29 protein-coding genes are annotated in these 22,759 nt (G+C 47.8%); 4 read left to right on the top strand and 25 right to left on the bottom strand.

Annotation, left to right across the window (positions count from 1 at the left end):
- From DX130_RS21605 to coxB, 8 genes are all read right to left on the bottom strand, one after another.
- Positions 1-723 carry a hypothetical protein gene (locus DX130_RS21605; protein ID WP_116048895.1) on the bottom strand — a complete coding sequence of 241 codons (723 nt, stop codon included), beginning with the start codon at positions 721-723 and terminating at the stop codon, positions 1-3.
- Between the two features lie 213 nt (positions 724-936).
- Complete coding sequence (locus DX130_RS21600; protein ID WP_116048893.1) at positions 937-1,920, bottom strand: HD domain-containing protein; 984 nt, start codon at positions 1,918-1,920, stop codon at positions 937-939.
- 68 nt (positions 1,921-1,988) lie between these two features.
- Positions 1,989-2,450 carry a DUF420 domain-containing protein gene (locus DX130_RS21595; protein ID WP_116048891.1) on the bottom strand — a complete coding sequence of 154 codons (462 nt, stop codon included), beginning with the start codon at positions 2,448-2,450 and terminating at the stop codon, positions 1,989-1,991.
- 49 nt (positions 2,451-2,499) lie between these two features.
- Positions 2,500-3,423, bottom strand: a complete 924-nt coding sequence (ctaG, locus tag DX130_RS21590; protein WP_116049054.1) for a cytochrome c oxidase assembly factor CtaG — start codon at positions 3,421-3,423, stop codon at positions 2,500-2,502.
- 100 nt (positions 3,424-3,523) lie between these two features.
- Entirely contained in the window at positions 3,524-3,844 is a 321-nt protein-coding gene (locus tag DX130_RS21585) for a cytochrome C oxidase subunit IV family protein (RefSeq protein ID WP_116048890.1), read from the bottom strand.
- Positions 3,845-3,847: 3 nt separating this feature from the next.
- Positions 3,848-4,465, bottom strand: a complete 618-nt coding sequence (locus DX130_RS21580; RefSeq protein ID WP_116048888.1) for a cytochrome (ubi)quinol oxidase subunit III — start codon at positions 4,463-4,465, stop codon at positions 3,848-3,850.
- Entirely contained in the window at positions 4,462-6,312 is a 1,851-nt protein-coding gene (ctaD, locus tag DX130_RS21575) for a cytochrome c oxidase subunit I (RefSeq protein ID WP_116049053.1), read from the bottom strand. The genes DX130_RS21580 and ctaD overlap by 4 nt, the downstream gene beginning before the upstream one ends.
- Before the next feature lie 78 nt (positions 6,313-6,390).
- Positions 6,391-7,446 (bottom strand): cytochrome c oxidase subunit II, encoded by a 1,056-nt coding sequence (coxB, locus tag DX130_RS21570; RefSeq protein WP_116048887.1) that lies wholly within the window; start codon positions 7,444-7,446, stop codon positions 6,391-6,393.
- A gap of 396 nt (positions 7,447-7,842) precedes the next feature.
- Here coxB and DX130_RS21565 point away from each other — a divergent pair, with 396 nt between their 5' ends.
- Positions 7,843-8,571: a hypothetical protein gene (locus DX130_RS21565; RefSeq protein ID WP_116048885.1), complete on the top strand. Its 729-nt coding sequence runs from the start codon at positions 7,843-7,845 to the stop codon at positions 8,569-8,571.
- A gap of 84 nt (positions 8,572-8,655) precedes the next feature.
- On the opposite strand, the gene DX130_RS21560 is transcribed toward DX130_RS21565, so the two are convergent.
- The 3 genes from DX130_RS21560 to DX130_RS21550 all read right to left on the bottom strand — a co-directional run bounded on the left by DX130_RS21560 (position 8,656) and on the right by DX130_RS21550 (position 11,047).
- Complete coding sequence (locus tag DX130_RS21560; protein ID WP_116048884.1) at positions 8,656-9,525, bottom strand: DUF421 domain-containing protein; 870 nt, start codon at positions 9,523-9,525, stop codon at positions 8,656-8,658.
- Positions 9,526-9,960: 435 nt separating this feature from the next.
- Complete coding sequence (locus tag DX130_RS21555) at positions 9,961-10,827, bottom strand: hypothetical protein (RefSeq protein ID WP_240644637.1); 867 nt, start codon at positions 10,825-10,827, stop codon at positions 9,961-9,963.
- 19 nt (positions 10,828-10,846) lie between these two features.
- Positions 10,847-11,047: a copper ion binding protein gene (locus tag DX130_RS21550; protein ID WP_116048882.1), complete on the bottom strand. Its 201-nt coding sequence runs from the start codon at positions 11,045-11,047 to the stop codon at positions 10,847-10,849.
- Positions 11,048-11,354: 307 nt separating this feature from the next.
- On the opposite strand from DX130_RS21550, the gene DX130_RS21545 reads away from it, so the two are divergent.
- Both DX130_RS21545 and DX130_RS21540 read left to right on the top strand, forming a co-directional pair.
- Positions 11,355-12,095 (top strand): glycerophosphodiester phosphodiesterase, encoded by a 741-nt coding sequence (locus tag DX130_RS21545; protein WP_116049049.1) that lies wholly within the window; start codon positions 11,355-11,357, stop codon positions 12,093-12,095.
- 6 nt (positions 12,096-12,101) lie between these two features.
- Positions 12,102-13,304 carry an MFS transporter gene (locus tag DX130_RS21540; protein ID WP_116048880.1) on the top strand — a complete coding sequence of 401 codons (1,203 nt, stop codon included), beginning with the start codon at positions 12,102-12,104 and terminating at the stop codon, positions 13,302-13,304.
- 66 nt (positions 13,305-13,370) lie between these two features.
- Here DX130_RS21540 and DX130_RS21535 read toward each other — a convergent pair whose 3' ends face one another.
- The 7 genes from DX130_RS21535 to DX130_RS21505 form a co-directional block, all read right to left on the bottom strand.
- Positions 13,371-14,210 (bottom strand): YitT family protein, encoded by an 840-nt coding sequence (locus DX130_RS21535; RefSeq protein WP_240644646.1) that lies wholly within the window; start codon positions 14,208-14,210, stop codon positions 13,371-13,373.
- Positions 14,211-14,315: 105 nt separating this feature from the next.
- Positions 14,316-14,594, bottom strand: coding sequence for a hypothetical protein (locus tag DX130_RS21530; RefSeq protein ID WP_116048877.1), 279 nt, complete (start codon positions 14,592-14,594; stop codon positions 14,316-14,318).
- Positions 14,595-14,801: 207 nt separating this feature from the next.
- Positions 14,802-15,281 (bottom strand): glutathione peroxidase, encoded by a 480-nt coding sequence (locus DX130_RS21525; protein WP_116048875.1) that lies wholly within the window; start codon positions 15,279-15,281, stop codon positions 14,802-14,804.
- Between the two features lie 146 nt (positions 15,282-15,427).
- Positions 15,428-15,886, bottom strand: coding sequence for a divergent PAP2 family protein (locus DX130_RS21520; protein ID WP_338068654.1), 459 nt, complete (start codon positions 15,884-15,886; stop codon positions 15,428-15,430).
- 92 nt (positions 15,887-15,978) lie between these two features.
- Complete coding sequence (locus tag DX130_RS21515) at positions 15,979-16,689, bottom strand: ABC transporter permease (RefSeq protein WP_116048872.1); 711 nt, start codon at positions 16,687-16,689, stop codon at positions 15,979-15,981.
- A complete protein-coding gene (locus DX130_RS21510; protein ID WP_116048871.1) occupies positions 16,686-17,534 on the bottom strand; it encodes an ABC transporter ATP-binding protein in 849 nt (282 codons plus the stop codon). The genes DX130_RS21515 and DX130_RS21510 overlap by 4 nt, the downstream gene beginning before the upstream one ends.
- A 175-nt stretch (positions 17,535-17,709) precedes the next feature.
- Positions 17,710-18,876 carry a LytTR family transcriptional regulator DNA-binding domain-containing protein gene (locus DX130_RS21505; protein ID WP_240644635.1) on the bottom strand — a complete coding sequence of 389 codons (1,167 nt, stop codon included), beginning with the start codon at positions 18,874-18,876 and terminating at the stop codon, positions 17,710-17,712.
- Positions 18,877-19,059: 183 nt separating this feature from the next.
- On the opposite strand from DX130_RS21505, the gene DX130_RS27075 reads away from it, so the two are divergent.
- Complete coding sequence (locus tag DX130_RS27075; RefSeq protein ID WP_240644634.1) at positions 19,060-19,185, top strand: DUF6254 family protein; 126 nt, start codon at positions 19,060-19,062, stop codon at positions 19,183-19,185.
- Between the two features lie 64 nt (positions 19,186-19,249).
- On the opposite strand, the gene DX130_RS21500 is transcribed toward DX130_RS27075, so the two are convergent.
- The 7 genes from DX130_RS21500 to sigY all read right to left on the bottom strand — a co-directional run bounded on the left by DX130_RS21500 (position 19,250) and on the right by sigY (position 22,759).
- A complete protein-coding gene (locus DX130_RS21500) occupies positions 19,250-19,540 on the bottom strand; it encodes a HesB/YadR/YfhF family protein (RefSeq protein WP_240644633.1) in 291 nt (96 codons plus the stop codon).
- Positions 19,541-19,649: 109 nt separating this feature from the next.
- Complete coding sequence (locus DX130_RS21495) at positions 19,650-20,516, bottom strand: ABC transporter permease (RefSeq protein WP_116048868.1); 867 nt, start codon at positions 20,514-20,516, stop codon at positions 19,650-19,652.
- Positions 20,513-21,454: an ABC transporter ATP-binding protein gene (locus DX130_RS21490; RefSeq protein WP_116048866.1), complete on the bottom strand. Its 942-nt coding sequence runs from the start codon at positions 21,452-21,454 to the stop codon at positions 20,513-20,515. The genes DX130_RS21495 and DX130_RS21490 overlap by 4 nt, the downstream gene beginning before the upstream one ends.
- Positions 21,454-21,660, bottom strand: a complete 207-nt coding sequence (locus tag DX130_RS21485; RefSeq protein WP_240644632.1) for a PLD nuclease N-terminal domain-containing protein — start codon at positions 21,658-21,660, stop codon at positions 21,454-21,456. The genes DX130_RS21490 and DX130_RS21485 overlap by 1 nt, the downstream gene beginning before the upstream one ends.
- 13 nt (positions 21,661-21,673) lie before the next feature.
- Positions 21,674-21,901, bottom strand: coding sequence for a sigmaY antisigma factor component (locus tag DX130_RS21480; RefSeq protein WP_116048865.1), 228 nt, complete (start codon positions 21,899-21,901; stop codon positions 21,674-21,676).
- A complete protein-coding gene (locus tag DX130_RS21475) occupies positions 21,886-22,227 on the bottom strand; it encodes a YxlC family protein (protein WP_116048863.1) in 342 nt (113 codons plus the stop codon). Before DX130_RS21475 ends, DX130_RS21480 begins: the two co-directional genes overlap by 16 nt.
- A complete protein-coding gene (sigY, locus tag DX130_RS21470) occupies positions 22,214-22,759 on the bottom strand; it encodes an RNA polymerase sigma factor SigY (RefSeq protein WP_240644631.1) in 546 nt (181 codons plus the stop codon). The genes DX130_RS21475 and sigY overlap by 14 nt, the downstream gene beginning before the upstream one ends.

Genomic DNA, 22,759 nt, shown 5'->3' with positions numbered 1-22,759 from the left:
TTAACTGGTATAGCTCCTTGTTCTCAATTTCTTATCCATAATGATTCGCCCGAAAAAGAACACTGCTATTGCGAGCACAATCATGATGAGCGGCATCCACCATCCACCTTGTGCAATAGTCCTGTAGCTGAGAAGGACCAGACTATTTTTGAAGAAATACGTGTACACGACCATCCCTACTAGTAAGAACAACGATATCGCTGTACAGAACCAGAAATATTTCATGCCCGAAAAGCCAGTTTCAAGGTAGAGATAAATAATTCCGACTGCGATCGAGAAGCCGATCCAGAATAAAGCGTACAAGATAAAGTCCAATAGCTCGATATCCGCGCCCAGCGATCTGGCGAACAAGTAATAAATCGTGAAAAATACAATCATGGCTATTATGCCGTTGACCAGAAACAGGAGTATCCTTCCAAGCACAATCTGCTTGATTGTAATGGGCATCGTGCGCCATGCCGCCAGCTTCTTGGTGTACGTATCCATCTTCCAGTAAAATCCTGAGTTCTGCGTCGACATGAATCCCAACATTGGAAGCAGCGTGATCGTAATGAAATCTAACGCCCAGTAACCGAATAAACTATTTTCTATTCTTCCATCGGAGAACATCGGAACCAGAAAGATCAATAAGTAACCGATAAAGACAAGGGTGATGAGATGCTTCCACCTCACTCTTCTTAACTCTTCCTTAGCCAGATACCAAGCTCCTTGCCATGTGTTCAACTCTGGCATCCTCCCTTCAACCATTTCCTTGTGCGATCCTTGCACTGTGTATACTGTGATCTATTTATATATTGTATATATCTATATACACAGTATATGCACACCTCGAATGATTGTCAATACTTCCATCGTATTATTTTTCCAGGATCCCTTTTCCAAAGTCCTTTCACGCAAAAAAAGCCACCCTAAAGGATGACTGTACCTGTACGCAGCTTATTTATCCGACATAATTCGGACATACACACCGCGCGCAAACTTCTCTCTGGCTCTAACCTTCATCCGACCCACTTCTTCCGTCAAGTCAGATGCTGCGACAATATGATCCCCCACCAAAACTGGCGGATCAACAAGCCTCTCCTTGTACTTCATATAGATATCGTATTGATCCATGTTCTCTTCAACCTGAACCCCTGTGTGTAGCTCTCGCACGAGTTGGCTAATCACTGGGTGATCTGTTGCCTGCAGCATTCCCCAGACCTCCTCATCGCGCAGCATGAGATCCGGCAATACAATCAACCCTAGGTTAATCGCTTCCCTCAGTGCCTTCGCCAGCTTATCATAGGCATAGACGTTAAGCGGATGCATGAAGAAATCGAGAACTTCCATGTTATAAGCCCGGACAAACCATTTAGCAGCTTGTACGTTTCGGAGCACCATCCGGCCATTCACAGCGAGAAGATCCTCCTCCAGAAATTGCAATACTTCAGCATGCGTCAGATAGTTATAGCGATACATATCGCGGAGCGTATAATCTACACGGTCGGCACAAAGCTCGGGGGCTGGTCGCTCCAGCAGAGTCCACTTGGAGTCATCCCCTAACACATCGTCCCAGGAATAGCCGTTAGCACGCAAAATATCCGGTATCTCGGAATTCAAAACGATGGAGGAATAGATCTCCTCGTGATAATTTTCGTCATGATGTCCCAGCGCAAAATCAACAACATGCGAAAACGCTGTATGCGACACATCATGAAGAAGTCCCGCTATCTGCTCCTCAATCGAACCCCCAAGCTTACGGATAAGCAGCATGACCCCGATCGAATGCTCGTAACGCGTCACATTCCAGCTCCCATTCACCAAATATCCTGCCCCGCCTTGATGTATGCCCTTCAGCCGCTGCACCGGCTTACTCATGATTAATTGCTCCAAAACGCCGTCAATCTCGTATTCGCCATACAGTTCATCCTTGATGTGCACATTTTCTCCTCCCATTCATAGAAAAAAGCCATCCTTTCCCCAGGATGACTTTCATCAGTTCATATTATCTATCCAAATATGGCTTCAAACAATGGCTTAGCGTCGGCAGCCGGATACAACACGTATAGGATCGAATAGACCGCTACGCCCGTAATAGCCGTAAAAAACCAAATGATGGACGTGAATCGCCCAAGTCTGCGATGCTTCTTGAACTTTTTCTTGTAGCCAAGCGTGATCGTCGTAATGCCGAATACGGCAGCCACAGTCGCAAGCACGATATGAAACAACAAGAATACGAGATAGTAAGGCTTTAGTCCCTCTGGACCATTATAAGGCGTACTGCCGATAAAGATCGTTCTGGACGCATAAATGATAAAAAACAGAATAGCCGCAACGGCCGCGTAGACCATAACCTTCTGATGCTGCTCGAGCTTCCGCTGAATAGCGAGGCGCCAGCCAAATGCGACCAAAACGGCACTTAGCACGATAAAAAATGTGCTGACCGTAGGCATGAGAATATTCAAGTCCATGTTAATCCTCTCCAACCTTCAAAAATATAAGCGTAGACCAATATGACGACTAGGCAGTACCAGGATTTGTGCCCGGGTTTGTACCTGGATTCGGCAATTCGTCATCGGCATGATGCTCCCGCTTAAACCACTGTTTGAAGATGTAAGCGAGAATAAGGCCGTACATAAGCTCCTGTACCAGCTTCATAATAATACCGCCCAGTTGCTGATCATCCACTACCCCAAGCGTGTTGAAAAATTGAGGGCCGCCGAACTGTGCAATCAGAGCGCTGCTATCGCTGCCAGGCATACAATATCCCATCGCTGTAGCCCATACTTGCGGATCGTTGTAAGTGGCATACATACCTGCCGGCGAGAAAATAATAAGCGCGCAGGCAGGCGTAAGCAATACGCCATTCGCAAATACATAAGCCATTTTCTTTACATGTGCCAATCTGTTCCACTCCGGCACCGGACAAGCAATCTGCCACCACATCATGAATGCAGTAATGAAGAGAGCCACATAATAAATACGATGAACCGTGAAGTTCGTCATGACATAATCATGCACCATCGGTACATGATAAATCGAAAACAACATATTAAACGCTACTAACGCAACGATAGGATGCATAAAGAATCGAAGCTTCCTCCAAAAGCTATTCGAGAACACCGCTCGCCATATAAATGCCGGAATACCTAGCAATATCATCGGAGGAACGATGAGATAGGAGACCGACATATTCACCATATGGAACGTAAACATCAAGTGACCAAGCAAATTAATTGGACCACCGTGACAGACATACACCAGAATAATCGCCGATACAAAAAGCGTTTTTTGGGTGATCGTCGCTTGGGCAGCTCCCGGATGACGTTTCTCTCTCCAAGGACCAATCAGATAGAAATAAAGGATGACCACCGCGATCATCGCAAACAAAAACATAGGGGTCCATAACTCAGTGAAGGAGAAATACTTATTCAAGTCTAGCACTAGAGCAGGCTCCTTTCTCATGCATTCATGCATTTGTTACGAAAGAAGAGGGACCCAAACCGGGACCCTCCTCTGTTCAGTTATATTCGGCGGTAATCCATTACCACCAAACCCAATATTCAGCCATGATCACGCAGGTAAATACGACGAACACACCGGTCAAAATACCGATTAGTGCGAACCTATGCCCGCGATCCTTCATATGCATCCAGAACGCCATCTGTACGAATACTTGAAGGACAGCCGTTCCCAGAAGAATGATATAGATAAAGTCTTTGTTGATCTCGCCGCCAATTACGGTTGCAAACGCGATGAATGTTAGCAGAATCGAGAAGATAAAAGCGACGATATGTTTCTTTGGACCTTCTACCTTGTGACGTTTGGTGTTTTGCTCCGTGGCGGAATGATTATTGCTTGCCATACGTTAAACCACCTTTCCCATCAGGTATACAACAGTGAAGATGAATACCCATACAACGTCGATAAAGTGCCAGTACATGCCGGCAACGTACACTTTCGGTGCAGTAACGACCGTCAATCCTTTTCTCTTTAGCTGAATGATAAGCAGCGTAATCCACATTATACCGAACAATACGTGCGCTCCGTGGAAGCCAACCAGCGTATAGAAGGAAGAACTGAATGCACTTGTTGTGAATCCATGACCTTCACCTACATAATGTACGAACTCGTAAATCTCAAGAATAAGAAAACCTACGCCAAGCAATACCGTAACGATTAGCCAATTGATCAGGCTTTTCACCTTTTGCTGATGCATCGCTTGAATAGCGAATACGCTCGTTAAGCTGGACGTCAGCAAGATTGCGGTAGCGAAAGCTACCAGCTTCAAGTCGAACAAATGATTGGCGGTCGGGCCGTCAAGCACTTGATGACGAAGGGCAAGGAACGCTGCGAACAGCGTACCGAACAATACCGTCTCACCGCCAAGGAACAGCCAGAAGCCAAGAACTTTATTGCGTCCCTCAAGGGTCGCCTTTTCCGGCTCATGAGGCAGTTGGCCTTCTACATGCGTGTGTGCGCTCATGCTTTACCCCCTAGATCCTTCAGAATTTCTTCTTCCTCGATATGGAAGCCATGATCGTCAATTACGGAACGAAGCAGCATACAGATAAGCGTAATACCGAGACCCACGATTCCGATGAAGTGACCCACCGTCAAGTCTAGTCCTAAGAACTGACCCCAATCCGGCGAATACATGAAGCCGAAGCCTGCGATGAACAAGCCGAGACCCATGAAGAATGGCAGGATCGATGGTGATGGCATATGAATGGGACCAATCGGTTCAGCAGGCGTCATACCGCTGTGGCCATCTTGCTTTTCTTTCCAATATGCATCATAACCGCGTACAAGCGGAGTTTGTGCAAAGTTGTACTCTGGCGGTGGCGATGCAATCGTCCACTCCAACGTACGTCCGTCTTCCCAAGGATCGTTAGCAACGCCTTTAGGTTTAACAGATGTTACGACAATGTTGATCAGGAACATCAAAGTACCGACACCCATCAAGAGTGCGCCTACTGTACTGATCATGTTCATTTCGTTAAATCCGAGTCCGTCCAGGTATTGCCAGATACGGCGCGGCATGCCCAGAAGACCAAGGAAATGCTGTACAAAGAACGTCAAATGGAAGCCAATATAGAACGTCCAGAACGTCCACTTGCCAAGCGTTTCATTCAGAATGCGACCGAACATCTTCGGCCACCAGTAGTGAAGACCGGAGAATAGACCAAGCACCAAGCCGCCTACGATAACGTAGTGAAAATGCGCTACGACAAAGTACGAATCATGATACTGGAAATCTGCAGGTGCAGCAGCAAGCATTACGCCTGTCACGCCGCCCATTACGAATGTCGGTATAAAGCTGACTGCGAACAGGTTCGCAGCTGTAAATTTGATTGAGCCGCCCCACATCGTGAACAGCCAGTTAAAGATTTTAATCCCTGTCGGCACCGCGATCAACATTGTCGCGATGGAGAACAGCGCGTTCGCTACCGGACCAAGACCCGCAGTGAACATATGATGCGCCCATACCATGAAGCCTAAGAAGCCGATCAGGATGGTTGCGAATACCATAGAGCTGTATCCGAACAAGCGCTTGCGCGAGAACGTACTGATTACCTCGGAAATAATACCGAAGGCCGGCAGGATGAGGATATAAACCTCAGGATGCCCGAAAATCCAGAAAATATGCTCCCATAGGACAGCGTTGCCGCCACCGGAAGGATCAAAGAAGTTCGCATCGAACAATCGGTCGAACATCAGTGCCGCCAATCCTACTGTCAGAGCAGGGAATGCGAACAAAATCAAAGCCGATGTAATGAAGACTGACCATGTGAACATTGGCATACGCATGAATGTCATGCCAGGAGCACGCATGTTGATGATGGTAACAAGGAAGTTGATACCGCCAACCAGCGTACCGATACCTGCAATCTGCAGACCTAGAACATAATAATCGACGCCATGGTCACCGCTATACGTTGTTCCTGCAAGAGGAGCGTAGGATGTCCAGCCTGCGTCAGGCACATCGCCTACAATCCAGCTCACGTTCAGCAGGAGTCCGCCGAAGAGGAACGTCCAGAAGCCGAGCGAGTTCAGGAATGGAAAGGCAACGTCGCGTGCGCCGATTTGAAGCGGTATAACCGCGTTCATTAACGCAAATATCAATGGCATCGCTGCCAAGAAGATCATGGTTGTTCCGTGCATCGTAAGCAGTTCGTTGTATGTATCTGCCGACACAAAAGTTCCTTGCGGTTTCCAAAGTTGAATCCGGATCAGGATCGCTTCGAGACCGCCTACAAGGAAGAAAAAGCCCCCTGCAATTAAATACAAAATACCGATTTTTTTATGGTCAACCGTTGTCAGCCAGTCCATAATTCCGCTGTAACGTTTGACCGCATGCGCGTGTGCATGAGCCAAGGTAGGTACCTCCTTCAATCACTGATGATGGTATTATTCGTAATCAAGCGTTAACTCAGAAAGATACTTCGCGATACCTTCAATCTCTTTATCTGTCAGATCGTATTGGTCGACCATCAAGTTGCCCGGCTTCACGGCTCCTGGATCCTTAATCCACTTGTAGAGGTTGTTGTATACCGTATCTTCGTGATTATACTTCTTATCATCAGCGTCCACATTCACCAGGATGCCGCCAACGCTCTCGCGGCTGCCGATACCTGTAAGGTTAGGGAATGCAGGGCCACCCATGTCGCCCACTGCATGGCAAGTCAGACATTTGCTTTCGAATGCAGCAGCAATAGCCGGGTCGCTTGGAAGCGCTACAGGTTCTTGCAATGCAGCAGCCCAACGTTCGAAGGAAGCTGGGTTAACCGATTTCACTTTAAAGTCCATGAGGCCATGAGAAGGTCCGCATAACTCGGCGCATTTGCCCAAGTAAACGCCTTCCTTCGGCGCGGAGAAGTACATGAAGTTTACGTTACCGCCCGGGTTCGTATCGATTTTACCTGCAAGAGACGGAATCCAGAACGAGTGAAGCACGTCAGCCGTCTTCGCTTCGATAGAAATCGTCTTGCCTGTTGGAATAACCAGCTCTTGAGCCGTCTTAATTCCAAGCTCAGGATACTCAAATTCCCACCAGTATTGATGCGAAGTCACGATAACTTTAACCGCATCCGGATCATCGCGGTAGTCCTTGGCTAGATTGAAGACCGATTGCACCGTTGGCACGGCAAGAATGATAAGCAAGATAATTGGAATAACCGTCCAAATAATCTCCAGCTTATGGCTTCCTTCCACTTGCTTCGGAATCGTTTTGTCTCCAGGACGTCTGCGGAAACGGATAATTACGTAGAAAGAAATTGCAAATACGACAACAATTACGAGACCCATGATGAGAATTGCTAACTTCATCAGCCCGAATTGCTCTTCCGCTACTGGACCCTGAGGATTCAGCGTGGACAAGTCTTCCCGTCCGCAAGCGGCTAGCACTAATACCATCATGGCCATTAGTGGTGCAAGCCGTTTAACAAATTGCCACCGTTTCATCATTAATCAACCCCACTTTTGACGTTTTCGCAGCTGCCTAATTTTCACGTGGCAAGCGGCTTTGCTGCGTGTTTCACAGATGTTATGACAACTCCTGCAACATAAATCACTTTATTAAATATAAAGTTGGCAACCCTATTTGTCAATGTTCCACAGAGAGTTCACAAATTGTTCTCAAAGCTGTCAAAAACGCATATTTCAGCCGTTTTTGGGCTCTTGCATTTGCCCTTTGGAGGTCACTTTGCCCCCTTTTCACCCATGAACTGCTTACCTCTCCTACCCTACATTGTGTACCAAACCCATGGTCAATTATGTATGTCCCGCAAAACGTATATTTACTCCGCTCAGACCTACACTATAGCCAAGTCAACTTCAATTGAAAATGGAGGTCCGCTATCGATGATGAAAAGAATGGCCTTTCTTCTTCTGTCCATTGCCGTTATGGCCGCTATGCCGGGTTGCAACTATGAGCAGCTTGTCCAGCAAAGCGACTATGACTACGGCAGTCGGCGGCCAGGCGATCCCAAGATGATTGGCGCAAAGGCTTACGGCAACATGACAGGCAACACTCATCAGCATGACAATGCCTTCTTCGAATACAGTTCCATTCTATCCAATAAGATTAGCTCGCTAAACGGAATTGCTTCCTCTATTGTTATGCTTACGGACAAAAATGCCTACGTCGCCCTTATGCTGGATTGGACAGCTGTCGGTACAAAAGGTTCAAGCGGTACAGAGGAGCAGAACAATACAGGCGCCAATACTGGCGTTTATAATGCTGACAGCGGCAGCCCTTACGGCAATGGCCGTGTCTTAATATCGCCGTACAACTCCTACTTCTCGGTCAACGATCATCATGATCTGTCGCATGAGCTGAAGCAGACCGTAGCGAAGGCTGTTCGCGGTTATGTGCCAAGCGTGCAGGAAGTGCATGTCTCCGCTAATATGGAATTCGTCAACTATCTTAATGAATATGCCAAGGAAGCATGGGGCGGCCGCCCTCTTACACCTTGGATCGATTCCTTCAACACCGTCGTGAAGTACCACTTTGCCGGCGGCAAAGTCATGCCTGAGCCAATTACTCAGCCTGAAAGCTTCTTGCCTGATTCCTCACAGATACGCAGGTGAAAATGTTTCTTCTATAATATATGTGTTTATTCCTATACAGGCAGGCATTCCGTTTGAGACCAAATGCCTGCCTTCCATTTAGTTTTATTCTGTGTTTTTCTTAAGCCGCATAGCATCGATTCCCTGATTCAAATGAAACAGGGCCGATTGATACGTCCTGCGGTCCTTATCGCTTTGGGATAGCTGCTCCAATCTTCTAAGCTCCTCTTGAAGCTGGCCGGTTAGCGACCATACCCGCTCCTTAGGCGTAGAAGGCGAAGACTCCGGCAACGTCTTACCCTCATTCGTCTGGAATGTAATCACTCCGTCACTGTCCAACTGTGCCAGAAATACGTCCTCCAGCTTGAGCTTATTTTGCTTTAGCTGATGCTTTAGCCAATCTTCTGGATGACCCGCTTGCGCTAATTCTTCCTTAATAATATGACCATCCATAATGATGGAATACGGCTGACTTTCCTTACTCATCGTCCATCCCAGCATGGCAGGGGTCAAAGGTTGATGCTCTTTCTTAAGTTGAACGTTCAATTCTCCGCTGGATTCCATCACAGCAAACTCAACGTCCGCTACACGGTATACGTCTTTCTGCCGCAATTGCTCAAGAAACTCATCCAGTGTAATGCGCTCTTTCCGCAGCTCTTTCTTGGATAACTGACCATCGCGTATCAATACGGTGCCTCTGCCATCCACAACATTGCGAACCCGTCTGCTCTTCAATGTCCAAAACTCCATTAAGACGGAGACGCTCACCCATACGACTAACGACACGATACCCAAAAACCAGAGATTGTCCAAATCGAGTGAAATATAAGCGGCGATATTACCGATAGAGATCCCCGTAATATACTCGAACAAAGACAATTCAGAAATTTGACGTTTGCCAAGCACCTTCGTTAGGATGAATAAGATGACGATAGACGCCAAAGTACGTAACACAATCTGCAACCAATCCGCCATGTCATATGTCCCCTTTCCATCCTATAGCTTGTCCAAATGGAAGAAAGTAATGCGCATATTGCATGAACGCATAACTTATGGTATGATAGTAAGAATGTTATATTTAACCCCTATATATCCCCAGTAAGATTCAATATTACCCTCTGATTTTGATTTCTTGACTACAATTCCGGACTCATGTTTCACGAAGACGTAATTCTGATTCACACTGGCGCGGTCATTGGAGCCGCAAGGACGGAAAAGAGGTAGGGTTTCCGTTGTTTTGGGATACAAGTAACACAACTTGACTTACATGTTGTTTGCAATTTGCAAGGGGATGTCTCGCGCCGCTTCATTAGGAAGCGGACCGGTTAAATATAAATTATAAGGGCTGTCCAGCCAGCGACGCTTATCGTTGCCGGCAGGACAGCCCTGTCCAATTTACACTGCTTTCCTTTACTGCGCTTTGACTGTGAACGGAACTGTGAACACTTCGCCGTCGCGTTGGAATTGGCCCCATATCCGGTACATTCCTTCCGCTGGGAAACGAGTTGCGAACCGAGCTTCTGGTCCGCTTCCCAGCTCTCTCACAGGATGTACATGCAAATAATGATCCAAATCCTCGCTAATAATGACAACATGGCCGATTGCGCCCAAGTAAGGCTGAAGATCAGACAAGTCGGCTCCCGACTTTGGATTTCGGAACGTGAATGTCAGCTCGGATTCCCCTCCAACTGCTAATGAAGATACCTTCAATTCAACAGCTGCCTTGTCCGTCGTCTTGACTCGCACTTGATCCTCAATGACTGGCTCCAGCGTATGCTCCCCCTCGACATGAACGATTGTGGATGCTGTCGTCTGCGCGTAGCCCGTGGGCTGAAAGTCAGCAAACAGCTTGTATTTCCCGCCTGTCGGCAAGGTTAAGCTTTGTCTGAACAATCCATTGCCTGTATATTCCGGATGAACATGATCGAAGTAGCTCAGATCCTCGCTGATTACAATCAGATGAAGCTTTTTCTCATGATTGACATCAAACTGCTGGACGGGCTCGCCGTCCGCATCAGCAATTCGCAATTCCAGCTGCAATGTCTCGCCTGCCAGCCTATCATAGGGTTGAAAGCTCCATTCTGTATGAAGCAACTCTTCCTTTGCACCATCACTGTGATGATCATGTCCCTGATCCTCTGCAATAGCTGGTTGATTCAACTGAGTTCCGGTACCCAAACCGCTGTCCGAACTGCATGCCCCAAGCATTCCCGCCAAAATAAAAGCGAGGACCGCCAAATACGATTGGCGATCCCACAATTTCTTTCTCATTGTCATATATCGATGCATGCTCCCTTTAGATGATATCGTAACCTTGCTCCTCGATCGCTTCCTTGATCGCTTCCAAGCTCAGCTTCGACTCATCGTATTCAACCGTTACGTTTTTACCCGCCAAATCCACTTTGGCGCTTGCACCTTTTTCAGTTAGTGCTTTCTCAATAGCGTTGACGCAATGGCCGCAGCTCATACCTTCAACTTTCAATACTGTGTTCGCCATAATCGAATACCCTCTTTCTTATTTCAGTAGTTTATTAATTGTAACTTATGGGTATTGTAGTTCTTCTTCATTTTATCATACCCCTATGGGGTATTCAAACCTTGTTTATTAAATAGAAATGGTACTATGACAATAACGCGGATTATGCTACGATCCAAATAATGGAGAAAGATTCCTCTATGCGAAGTAAATGTATGCCTCCTGCAGTCGGTTTAACTTTATTCTGACACTGGCTTAACACTGGCAAGCTATATTCATTACAAGTGACCCTGATCCATAATAGTCCAATTTGAGAGGGAGTGCTTTTATCCAACAGACTATCAATTTCGCTCATCGGGGCGCGAGCGCGTATTGTCCGGAAAATACGATGTCCGCATTCTGTCATGCTATCGAACTCGGCGCAACCGGCATCGAGACCGATGTGCAGCGCACGAAGGACGGACGTCTCGTTCTGATTCATGACGAATCCCTTGAGCGGACGACCGGTGACTCACGACTAGTCAAGGATGTAGAGTATCAAGAGCTAGTTCGTTTGGATGCCGGAAGCTGGTTCTCCTCCTCCTTTGCCGAGGAAAGGGTGCCTCTTCTGGAGGATTTGCTGAAGTTGGCCAAAGATACTGAGCTTATCATTAACCTGGAGCTTAAAAACGGCGTGGTTCCTTATGAAGGAATCGAAGCTGAGGTCATCGCTCTGGTTCAGTCGTATGAGATGGGTGATCGGATCATTATATCCAGCTTCAATCATTATTCACTCGTTCTCTGCAAGCAAATTGCCCCTCAAATCAAGACCGGAGTCCTGTACATGGAGGGACTTTACCAGCCATGGGAATATGCCAAGTCGATCCAGGCGGATGCCTTGCATGCTTACAAATTCGCGATCCTGCCCCAGTGGGTTCAGGAAGCAGCCGAAAATGGCATAGTCTATCATCCTTTCACCGTGAATGAGGAGATAGAGCTGGAGCAGCTGATTGGCTTTGGCGTGTCGGGTATTATTACAGATTATCCGGACCGGCTGAACCATATATTGAAGAGGAGCGAGAGGAGCTAACGCGGGATGAGAAAAACTTGGCTGCTTGGCTTAGGTATTTTCACCATTAGCATTACATGGGCGTTGTACAACGCTTTTGTCCCGTTTTTCCTGGAAGAGTATATCTCAAGTCTAGCCTTGATCGGCTTCATGATGACGCTGGACAATTATTTTGCCATCTTCTTGCAACCCATTATCGGCCGCAAGAGCGACAGCACCGACACGCGGTTCGGCAAGCGAATGCCGTTCCTTATCATCGGCATCCCGCTCGCTGCCGTATTCGGCGCGCTTATTCCATGGCACAACAGCCTGATCATGCTGGTCGCCTTTATGATGCTGATGAATCTGTCCATGAGCTTGTACCGCTCGCCTACGGTAGCGCTTATGCCGGATATTACCCCGCCGCATAAACGGTCGCAAGCGAGCGGCATTATCAACTTTATGGGTGGAGTAGGGTCGGTGCTCGCTTTCGCGGGCGGGGCTTATCTGTACAAGCAGCATAGCTCGCTGCCGTTCCTCTCTTCTTCTCTCTTGTCCTTGCTTTGTCTGGTTATCCTGCTTTGGGTGATTCGGGAGAAGAGAGACGCCATTTCCTATCAGCCTGCGGAGCCGTCGGGAAAAACCTCGTTCCGGGGCGAGTGGAACCGGCCAACAGTTATGTTGTTTTTCGCCATCTTCTTCTGGTATTTCTCCTACCAAGGAGTGGAAGCCCTCTTCTCTCTCTATGGGAAAAATCATCTCGGCATGACCAAGGACGAAGCAGTTCTCTCGCTTGCCTTCTTCTCGCTCTCCTTCGTTATAACAGCTATCCCTGCAGGGCTGCTCGGCAAGCGATTCGGCAATAAACATGTCATTATGGTCGGAATTATTGGTCTCATCGCTACATTCGGATTCATTACACTGGTCGATTCCGTGTTGGCTTTGCGCATTTTGCTGATCTTCGGGGGTATCTTCTGGGCTTGCATCAACATTAATGCCTATCCTTTCATCGTGGCGCTTGGTAAAGAAAGCAGCATCGGGACCCGCACAGGCATCTATTACCTCGCTACCTCTCTCGCAGCCGTTTCCTCTCCGCCGTTAATGGGATCGCTTATCGATTGGTTCAGTTACTCCGCGTTGTTCTATATTGCGGCCGGCGGCATGATTTTTGCCCTGCTGTTCCTGCTCGGCGTGAAGGATGATGGCATAACCACGTCGGCTCCGTCAGAGACAACGGCTAACGCAGTCTAACTTTTACGAACAAATAAGGGTTGCCTTGAACGGTCATGGAGGACCGATCAAGACAACCCTTGTTCATTAGTGAATGCTGTTTTTGCTGAAATTACCGCCCATCACATCGGATACATGCTCCACTGCAATAAATGCATTCGCATCAACGGATTGCACAATTCCCTTCAGCTTGGCCAATTCCAGTCGAGACACAACGCAGTAGATCACCTTTGTATCTTCGCCGGAGTAACCACCCGTCGCTTGCAGCAGCGTAGTGCTGCGGCCGAGACGATCGACGATCGATTGAGAGATTTCCTCGTACTCCTTCGAGATAATCGTTACCGACTTGGATTCCTCGAGACCTTCTACCACAATATCGATTACCTTGATAGCTATGTAGTAGGTAACCATGGAATACATGGCCGATGACCACTCGAATACAAAGCCCGCAACAAGAAAGATCACAACGTTGAATACCATAATAACTTGTCCGACCGCCATACGGAGCTTCTTCGAGATGAGGATGGATACAATCTCAATTCCGTCAAGCGCGCCGCCATACCGGATTACGAGACCAACCCCGGCGCCCAGAATCATCCCGCCGAACAATACGGCAAGCAGCTTGTCATCCGGGAAAGCTTCCACATGATGAAGCATTGCCGTCGTCAGCGACATGACCGTAATGCCGTACAACGTCGAGATGGCAAAGGTTTTGCCTAGCTGCTTGTACCCCAATATGAGGAAGGGCACGTTAATGACGAACAAGTATAAGCTGAGCGGCAGAGGCGTAAGCGCAGACAGCATAATGGACACGCCCGCGATGCCTCCGTCAATAATATCGAACGGAACCAGGAATAATTCCAACGCTACACCCATCATAACGGAGCCGATCGTGATAAATATGAATCGCATCACAATCTCCGCCATAGATAATTTTTTATGCTCTTTTAAACTCGCCAATGGTGGCGCACCTCCATATCTACTTGCGGCCCGGTCGGTTCCATTCGATATTCGCATGCCTGAGCGGCATGATTAATCAATGTATCCTGCTAAGCCCTTCTCCATAAAATAGTCCATCTCGCACTCTAAAATTTCTTCTACCTGTGGTTCTTCCAGCTGTACATCTCGCTTGCTCACGATAAAGTCCGTCAGATCATCAATATCGATGTCCACCTCGCCGTTCTTATCGGCTCTGGCATTCCCGATATAAGCCTTTTCGTAACGCAGCACAAGTTCAATGTCCTTCCGTTCAACCTTGATGCGTTCCGCTATATAGGCAACCAATTCCCTCTCATTCACCTGTTCGTCCATGTCCACCCTCCCTATCAAAATCCTCTTACTACTTAACCATTTTTTTATTATACACCCGAAAAGGCCTATTGCGCACCTTCATATGTTGACCAACTTTGATGATCCCCATGACAAGGCGGTTGCTCCATTCTAAGCCATTCACATAAGCAGCCGTTCTCAGAATCAAAAAAACCTTCTGTGCCGTATAGACACCAGAAGGTTTCATGATTAGGAAAGCAGCTTGACAATATCACTCTCGATACGTGCCGGCTCATCTGTAGAAGCATACCGCTTTACAACTCTGCCATCACGATCGACCAAAAATTTCGTAAAGTTCCACTTGATTGCCTTTGAACCGAATACACCGCGGGCTTCATTGGTCAAATGTTTGAATAACGGATGCGCATCGCTGCCATTCACATTGATTTTGGAATAAAGCGGGAAGTTAACGCCGAAGTTCAATTCACAAGTTTGCGCCACTTCACTGTCCGTCCCCTTTTCTTGATTGCCAAATTGCGAACTAGGAAAACCAAGTACAGAGAAGCCTTGTTCCTTATAGTCATCATGCAGCTTCTGCAAGCCTTTGAACTGAGGGGCGAAGCCGCAGCCAGTAGCGGTGTTAACAATAAGCATCACTTTCCCCTCGAAAGGAGCAAGCGTCTGCTCTTCGCCTCGAATCGTCTTCACATCAAAATTATAAATAGACATCAATTATTCCTCCCTGCTTCAATATCGATTATTTAATTAAATTGTATACAATTTATTGGTCGCAGTCAATCCCTATAAGTAGACGTATAAAAATCCCGACACTTGGTCGGGATTTTTCATCGTAATATGTTATTTCTCCGCGACAATCAACGTCCCCATGCCGCTCCAGCAAGACCAATCAGTACACCCAGCACCGCACCGGCGGCTACTTCTCCGGGATGATGGCCAAGCGTCTCCTTCAGTTGTTCCTTCCGGCGTTTGTGATAAATGCCAGGATGATGTCCAGCCAACCTCTCTACGTCAGCATCCAGATCATTGACCTGAATAGCAATTTCTCCCGCATGTCTGCGAATATTCATCGCATCATACATAACGATAATGCCTAGCATGGATGCTATTGCGAACTCAGGCGTTCGCACACCATGCTTCGCAGCCGTATAGGCTGCGAGTGCAGATACGCCGCTGGAGTGGGAGCTTGGCATTCCTCCGGAACCAGCAAGCTTACGAACGTCCCACTTCCCTGTCTTGCAGTAATGCCAAGGCAGCTTCAGCAATTGCGCCGCACCGACGGCTGCAAGAGCCGTCGTCAATCCTCGGTTGGACATGACCTTCATAACCTCCCGTTATAATGTCCTCGACAGTGTTCCCCGAAGAGATCTCCGTCATTCCCAACATCGGCGCCGCTGTTCCTGCCCTTTTATTCTTCAACCATCCGTTTTTTGTACACATACACAGCCAGAATATGGATAAAGACAACCCAGCCAACTATAATCAGCAGATTGGAGCCTACATCCCCAAATCCCGTACCTGCTTGTGCTTGAGCGGCCAAATCTAACATTTGCATATTAGGAAGATACTCGATGAACGTCAGAATTGGGTATTTCTCCATGAATGGCTTCATGAACGAGATAAAGCTGAATACAAACATAACAGGCACAATAATAACAGACGCTTCAACAACCGACTTCGTCATCAATCCGATCAATGTTCCTAAGCCAAGATAGAATATAGCCGACAAGACCAAAGCGATGACTACAGCAGGAACATGGCCAGGATTATAATTCATTAACAGGATTGATCCCGTTACAATTACGGCTGTCGCAATAAAGCTGAGCAGATTTTTTCCCAAAAAGATTTCAAGCGTGCTGGCTGGCGACAGCATCAAGCCGCGCAGCGTATTCTTTTCTTTCTCTTCCGCAATGAGTGAGGCCTGAACATAAGTGCCGACTAGAACGAGCCCCATATTGATAATCATATAAATCAGTTCAAGCGTGCTCTTACCATCGCGACCGAATATTACAGCCATAATGAGCGGCAAAACTAACGTAGTGGTTACATATAAATTACGGGAGATATCTTTATAATCTTTTTGCAAAATGGCGGTTACACGTTTCATTGAGAATGTCATACTAGATTCCTCCCTGTTACTTCTACAAAAATATCACCAAGAGTTGGTTGATTGGAGTAGACCGATATGATTTCATTTGCATTCATGTGATCAAAGAGCCGCTGCGCGCCTGCCGGGCCTTTTGGCAATACGATTGTCCTACCATCAGTCAATTCAACGGTCAGACTCGCGTCGCTCCTCTGCTGGCGCAGCTTCTTCGGTGCATCCAGCAATTGAATTTCCCCATTGTTCAAGAAAGCAACGCGGTCACACAAAATTTCGGCTTCATTCATATCATGCGTCGTCAAGAAAATGGTGGTGCCTTTCTCCTTAAGCCGCATTAATCCCTCATAGATATGTTTCGTATTTACCGGATCAAGCGCAGAAGTCGGTTCATCCAGGAACAGCAGCTCAGGCTCATGCAGAAAAGCTCGTGCAAGAGTAATTCGCTGAAGCATCCCTCGCGACAATTTGGATACTATTTTTTTGTTCTCGCCCGCCAGATTGACCATGCTCAATACTTCATAAATTCTTGATTCAGGAACGTCATACAGATCGCAATACAGCTTCAGATTGTCGTAGACGCTAAGTCGTGCATATAAAGCTGTATTATCCGTGACAATCCCGATTTTTTTCCTGTACTTCTCCTTCGACAACTGATGGGTCGGCACGCCGAATACGGACGTACTTCCTGATGTCGGCTTCAATTGAGCTGTTAAAATTTTGATCGTTGTCGTTTTGCCTGAACCGCTGGGTCCAAGAAATCCGAAAATTTCACCCTTCTTTACCGAAAAGGAAACGTTCTTGAGCGCACGTTCTTTTGAAAAGAATTTTTCCAACGCGTTGACTTCAATGACATTCTCCATCGCATTCATTACCTCCGTTATGTGTTCGTTCTTGTAACTTCATCGTAGGACAGAACGGAACGCCGCGCATTAAAATCCCATCGGAAGGAGCGCAGAAAAGGTTGAATGGAGCAAATGAACCGCCGTTTGGAGCAATCGAGTCGTTGTTTGGAGCGCATAAAACGACGAATGGAGCTTATTTCAGCCCCATCATGTCCTTTAATTCAGCCATTTTGGTCTTCGACAGGGGAACCGAGGTTCTCGAAGCGTCATCCAGAATAAGACTGAAGCTATTTCGGGTGAACGTCACAATTTCCCGCACCTTCTGAAGATTAACAATGTACGATCGATGGCAGCGGAAGAATCCGTATGTCCGAAGCCGCTCTTCCAGTTCATTGATTTTGAATGTCGAAGGATACACGTCTCCATTTATATATAATTGCGTTTGCCCTTCAAAACTTTCGATATAATCAATCTCCGGCGGGTTGAACAAAATCATCTTGTCATTCATGCGAGTTGGAATTTTTTCGAAACGAACGAATTGGATGACTGGACTTTCTCCCAGCTCCACCTCATCATCAGCCAACTCATCATCCTTATCACTGCTTAATGAATCCCTTGCATTTGCTGGTGCATCGCCAACCTCAGATAAGTTGTCCTCTGTATGCAAAGCTTCAAGCTCTGTTGATTCCGAAGGCTTCTCTCCGTCCTCCCAATCCCGCATGAGCGACTCCTGGATATCGTAGGCCTTCAGCCCTTTCTCATCAAGCCGGTATATGCGGCTAGTCACGCCGATAGCCGATTCCATATTGCCGGTCAGAATCAGAATAGCTTTGCTCAATTCGTTCAGATGGCTTACGAGCCGCTGGAACACGGTTTTCGTCTCGATATCGACATTTTGATCCGGCTCCTCGAAGATGAATATCTCCGGGTCCTGTATCCACAATCGCGCATACTGAACCCTCCTCTTCTCCGAAAGTGTTAGTTTATGTATTCTCGTATTCGCTTTCGTGTCCAATTTCACGAATCGAATAACGTCTTCGATTTTAGGAACAGAATGATAAAGCTTTTTATAAAAAGAAAGCAGCTCTTTGACGGACAAATTCTCATAAGTGCCTTCCTCCAGCAGCAGGAAACCAACTTGCGACAAATAAGCTTTGCCCCCTTCGGCCAAAGTCATTCCGTTCACTCGGATTTCTCCTGAAGAGATAGCCAACCTGCCCGTCAGCATATCCAATAAAGTATGCCGGACATTCATGCTCGAATAGAGAGCCGTTACTTCATGACGCTCTACCGTCAAATCAAATGCCGGAAACACAATCGTATCCTGCGCGTATTTCTCCAAACCCCTTATATCCAGCACGATCCAGTCATCACCTATTCTTCATCAGATTAACTTATTATACATCATGAACTTCACCACAGATACGGAACCGTTGGAGCGGTGCTTCATGATCTTGCCAACTACCCTCATCTGGCTTTCGAGCGCATGAGAAGAAGTGCTTTGCGCCATTCTAACGGAGTACGGAAGGAGGTGAATACGCTCATGTCCACATCCAAAAACCGCAGGGTAAACGCTTGGCACCAACGCAAGCATCAGCAGCGTCCGCCGCATGGCAAAGTCAAATCATTTGAGGAACTAAGCGAAGAAGGCACTTCATCCCAATCTTAAACAGACGAAAGGCGGGCCTGCGTACGGTTCACCGTCGCTTGCCCGCCTTCTATGATTGTCGTCATCATGCTACGACCATTTTGATCTCCTCGTACTTCTCGTCAAAGGATATGCGCAGTTCCTTATCTTCAACGTACCAGACATTATCCTCTTCCATGTAGAAGAAGATGCCCTCTACCTGCTGGCTAAGCCCTGCATGCCTTGGCACATCTTTAGTAATACCAAGCGATAGACCCGGATGTATGCTGCCGCAGCCTCCCAGCCTCACGAAGATACGCAAGCTATCCCCTTCGCTCAACTCCATCTGCTCTTTGTACCAACGAGCTGCATTCTGTTCAACAATCAGGCTCATCATTGCCAGCTCCTCTCATCTGTCAGGATACGCGAGCATCCTGGTTCCTTTATTATAACGTGTCATCCTTATTCATTCACGTTACATTTTGCGGAACGATGAAAGAAAGCGGCTAGTCATGTGCAGGTGCGCGCTTCAATAAAACGACGGATCCCATCAGCAGGACCGCGATGCCTATAACAGCCGTTGCGATGGACCACCATGAAACGGAATTAAGAGGAAGCAGCACTTCGCTTGTAACAGCCTGGTAAGCCAGCCCCGACAAAGCGCCTGGACTCCATCCCATATATTTGGGCATTAATCCGGCAAGCATGGATAGCAAGACGGCAACTCCCAGCGAGGAGAACGCCGCCCCGGCAGCACTGCGCAGGAACGTGCTGAACAGAAGTGTCGCCGTCAACACAAAAGTAAACCAAAGACCAAACAAGACATAACTGAGCATAAAAGGACCGACGTCTACAAAATCGATCAGCAGCCACGTATAATACCAAGCTGCGGCATAACCGAGGAGCAGCGATCCCCATGTCAGTATCATCATACTCACCCATTTGGACAATAAATACGATGTATGAGACACAGGCTTAACCAGTACTAGTGCAGAAGCTCCACTGTTCCGCTCCCCTGAGACAATTCCCATGAAGGCAAGCGCCAATATAAGCAATCCCATCAGCCCGAATTGGGACAACGTATCCGCTAACACCTGCGAACCTACCGGAGGCGGCATTTCAATGACAGTGCCCTCCGGCATATTGCCTGCTTTCTCGATCAGTACAGGCATAAAGTAACTTAGAAGCGGCTGCATAATGCCGAGCACCACGAAGACAATTGGCACCCAGACTAGCTTGAAGCTTCTAAGCAATTCCAGACATTCCTTGCCTAGCAGCGTCATGAATGCGGAGCTGCCGGTTCTACGTATCGCGGCATTCCGCAATCGCTTTGCCGGTTGCTCACGATATTGAGCCTCGCTTGCGCTGTTCATCCGCTCACCACCTTCATGAATAGATCCTCAAGCGAAGAATAGCCGACTTCAAGACGGCTGAATGGAACCTTATGCTCCGTCAGCTCTTCCATTAACCCTTGCCGAGCCACATCCATATGAGAGGCCGTCATATAAAGACGGTTTCCCTGAAGCTCTGCTTCGCTCAGCCAGCTATACCGCAACTCGTCAGTTCTGGATTTCTGCAAGAATGATTGAGCCCAATTTATGGCGTGCGGAGCATCTTCAAGCTTCAGCTCAATGACAGGACGACGATGCTCATTCCGAATTGCAGCAAGCGAGCCCTGCAAAGCGACTTCGCCATCACGAATGATAACGACGTCGTCGCATAACTCCTCTGCATCATGCAAAACATGCGTGGAGAATAGAACGGTCGTCTCCGACTTCAATTCTTGGAGCAAGCGCAGCACTTCCCGGCGTCCTAGCGGGTCCAGCGCCGATACCGGTTCATCCATGACAAGCAGCTTTGGGTGATGGACCAATGCTTGCGCAAGGCCAAGCCGCTGCTTCATGCCTCCAGAGTAACCGCCAACCCTCCGTTTGGCTGCACTCGCCAGACCTACCCGCTCCAGTAATTCCATCGCGCGTTTCCTGGCATCGGAGGCGCTAAGTCCGCATAAGCGACCTGAATAGACGACATACTCCATACCGCTCATCCCATTATGGAACGCAGGAGTCTGGGGCAAATAGCCAATCAAGCTACGATGGTCTTCTCCTCGCGCTAGCGAATGGAATCGTACCTCACCCGACGTCGGGGCAAGAAGTCCAGTCAACATCCGAATTGTCGTCGTCTTCCCCGCTCCATTGGGGCCAAGCAGCGCAACGCATCTGCCCTCTTGTATGCTGAAGTCGATCGACTTCACCGCATGTACGGAGCCGAATGACTTGGTTAGTCCCTTGACCTGCAATAGTTCTGTCATTACTGATTTCGCCTCCCGAACAAGAAGAACGCAATCGGTCCAAGCAACTGTCCCAATATAATAATAAGCGCCCACATCCATTTAGGACCTCTTGTCTCCTCCGCCTTCACGCATAACACCAGCGCTATAATCATTAATAGAAGCTGAAGGAGAACAAGCGGCACAATCAGACCCATCCATTGCGATAGTTCCATTGTCTCTTTCATTAAGCATCCCCCTTTATTTATTATTCTTGGAAGAAGTCCGGAGTTTGTCCCACACGCGCCATCTGACGGTCAACCAATAGAATAGGAGCGGAAACGGGAATTGAGTCAATCCCCACAAGCCCCAAAACCATGGCATGCTTCCACGCTTGCGGGCATCCAGGAAGAGCCATGTTGATTGCGTAAGTATGATGAGAGCGATCAGCAGCCAAAAGAGCACCGAATGTTTCAATTGTTCTTCCATTGCTCTCGCCCCTTCTTCCTATGAACGAAGCCGATATAGCCGATAGCGCTGATTGCCACAAGCAATTGCAGAGCCGCGAACCAGATCCAATCGCGCTCAAGGATCCAGAGCATGCCTAGCAGCAGCATCGCTGCGACGAGCCAGAATAATGCCAGATCGCGCCATAATTTTTTTCGCAGCGCAAGCTTATGGGAGGCGACGAACGAGTCTAATGGTGCAAGCTCTGGCTCTCTGCGTTCATACGCATCATCAAACCTTTGCAGCTCTGCTCCCATATGTTCCGTAAACCATTGCTGGTCCTCGTCATGAACGTTATTCTTCTTCATGTCCAGACAACTCCTTCCTGAGCTGTTTCATACCGGCGTGGATTCTTGATTTGACAGTTCCTACTGGTGTATCCACCATCTCTGCTATCTCTTCCTGTGAATAGCCATAATAATATTTCAGCAGCACAGCCATTCGCAGCTTCTCATCCAGCTCTCCTATCGCTTGCAGCGCATCAGGCCAATCATTCATCCGACTGAGTGTCTCATACCGAAGCGCTCGGAGCGCTCCTTCCTCCTCCGCCACCCACTTGCGTTCCCTTACGCTTCGTCTTCCCCGATCAATCGCAAGTCTGGATGCGATGGCAATTAGCCAAGTCGAGAATTTGGACTGTGCCCGGTACGTCCCGATTTTTTCAATGGCCTTCAACATCGTATCTTGCGTAATATCCTCCGCACGGCTCTTGTCCATCGTAAGCTTAAGGGCATATTGATAGAGGAAGGAGTAGTGCCGACGCAACAGCTCCGATAACGATCGATTGTCGCCCTGTATGGCTTGTTGGATCAGTCTGCTCTCATCGATCACCGCGCGCAC

It is taken from the genome of Paenibacillus paeoniae, from assembly GCF_003388735.1.
Lineage (GTDB): Bacteria > Bacillota > Bacilli > Paenibacillales > Paenibacillaceae > Pristimantibacillus > Pristimantibacillus paeoniae.
This window is presented reverse-complemented; position numbering and strand designations above follow the sequence as displayed.

What these genes read in the sequence shown, in the direction of transcription:
- DX130_RS21525 (WP_116048875.1), bottom strand. Translation starts at nt 15,281, where the DNA reads ATGTCTATTTATAATTTTGATGTGAAGACGATTCGAGGCGAAGAGCAG.
- DX130_RS27075 (WP_240644634.1), top strand. Translation starts at nt 19,060, where the DNA reads ATGTCCACATCCAAAAACCGCAGGGTAAACGCTTGGCACCAACGCAAG.
- DX130_RS21540 (WP_116048880.1), top strand. Translation starts at nt 12,102, where the DNA reads ATGAGAAAAACTTGGCTGCTTGGCTTAGGTATTTTCACCATTAGCATT.
- DX130_RS21595 (WP_116048891.1), bottom strand. Translation starts at nt 2,450, where the DNA reads ATGGACTTGAATATTCTCATGCCTACGGTCAGCACATTTTTTATCGTG.
- DX130_RS21480 (WP_116048865.1), bottom strand. Translation starts at nt 21,901, where the DNA reads ATGGAAGAACAATTGAAACATTCGGTGCTCTTTTGGCTGCTGATCGCT.
- DX130_RS21530 (WP_116048877.1), bottom strand. Translation starts at nt 14,594, where the DNA reads ATGGACGAACAGGTGAATGAGAGGGAATTGGTTGCCTATATAGCGGAA.
- DX130_RS21555 (WP_240644637.1), bottom strand. Translation starts at nt 10,827, where the DNA reads ATGACAATGAGAAAGAAATTGTGGGATCGCCAATCGTATTTGGCGGTC.
- DX130_RS21515 (WP_116048872.1), bottom strand. Translation starts at nt 16,689, where the DNA reads ATGACATTCTCAATGAAACGTGTAACCGCCATTTTGCAAAAAGATTAT.
- DX130_RS21495 (WP_116048868.1), bottom strand. Translation starts at nt 20,516, where the DNA reads ATGAACAGCGCAAGCGAGGCTCAATATCGTGAGCAACCGGCAAAGCGA.
- coxB (WP_116048887.1), bottom strand. Translation starts at nt 7,446, where the DNA reads ATGATGAAACGGTGGCAATTTGTTAAACGGCTTGCACCACTAATGGCC.
- DX130_RS21565 (WP_116048885.1), top strand. Translation starts at nt 7,843, where the DNA reads ATGATGAAAAGAATGGCCTTTCTTCTTCTGTCCATTGCCGTTATGGCC.
- DX130_RS21585 (WP_116048890.1), bottom strand. Translation starts at nt 3,844, where the DNA reads ATGGCAAGCAATAATCATTCCGCCACGGAGCAAAACACCAAACGTCAC.
- DX130_RS21490 (WP_116048866.1), bottom strand. Translation starts at nt 21,454, where the DNA reads ATGACAGAACTATTGCAGGTCAAGGGACTAACCAAGTCATTCGGCTCC.
- ctaD (WP_116049053.1), bottom strand. Translation starts at nt 6,312, where the DNA reads ATGGACTGGCTGACAACGGTTGACCATAAAAAAATCGGTATTTTGTAT.
- DX130_RS21475 (WP_116048863.1), bottom strand. Translation starts at nt 22,227, where the DNA reads ATGAAGAAGAATAACGTTCATGACGAGGACCAGCAATGGTTTACGGAA.
- DX130_RS21520 (WP_338068654.1), bottom strand. Translation starts at nt 15,886, where the DNA reads ATGTCCAACCGAGGATTGACGACGGCTCTTGCAGCCGTCGGTGCGGCG.
- DX130_RS21560 (WP_116048884.1), bottom strand. Translation starts at nt 9,525, where the DNA reads ATGGCGGATTGGTTGCAGATTGTGTTACGTACTTTGGCGTCTATCGTC.
- DX130_RS21550 (WP_116048882.1), bottom strand. Translation starts at nt 11,047, where the DNA reads ATGGCGAACACAGTATTGAAAGTTGAAGGTATGAGCTGCGGCCATTGC.
- DX130_RS21500 (WP_240644633.1), bottom strand. Translation starts at nt 19,540, where the DNA reads ATGATGAGCCTGATTGTTGAACAGAATGCAGCTCGTTGGTACAAAGAG.
- DX130_RS21510 (WP_116048871.1), bottom strand. Translation starts at nt 17,534, where the DNA reads ATGGAGAATGTCATTGAAGTCAACGCGTTGGAAAAATTCTTTTCAAAA.
- DX130_RS21535 (WP_240644646.1), bottom strand. Translation starts at nt 14,210, where the DNA reads ATGGCGGAGATTGTGATGCGATTCATATTTATCACGATCGGCTCCGTT.
- DX130_RS21485 (WP_240644632.1), bottom strand. Translation starts at nt 21,660, where the DNA reads ATGAAAGAGACAATGGAACTATCGCAATGGATGGGTCTGATTGTGCCG.
- DX130_RS21580 (WP_116048888.1), bottom strand. Translation starts at nt 4,465, where the DNA reads ATGAGCGCACACACGCATGTAGAAGGCCAACTGCCTCATGAGCCGGAA.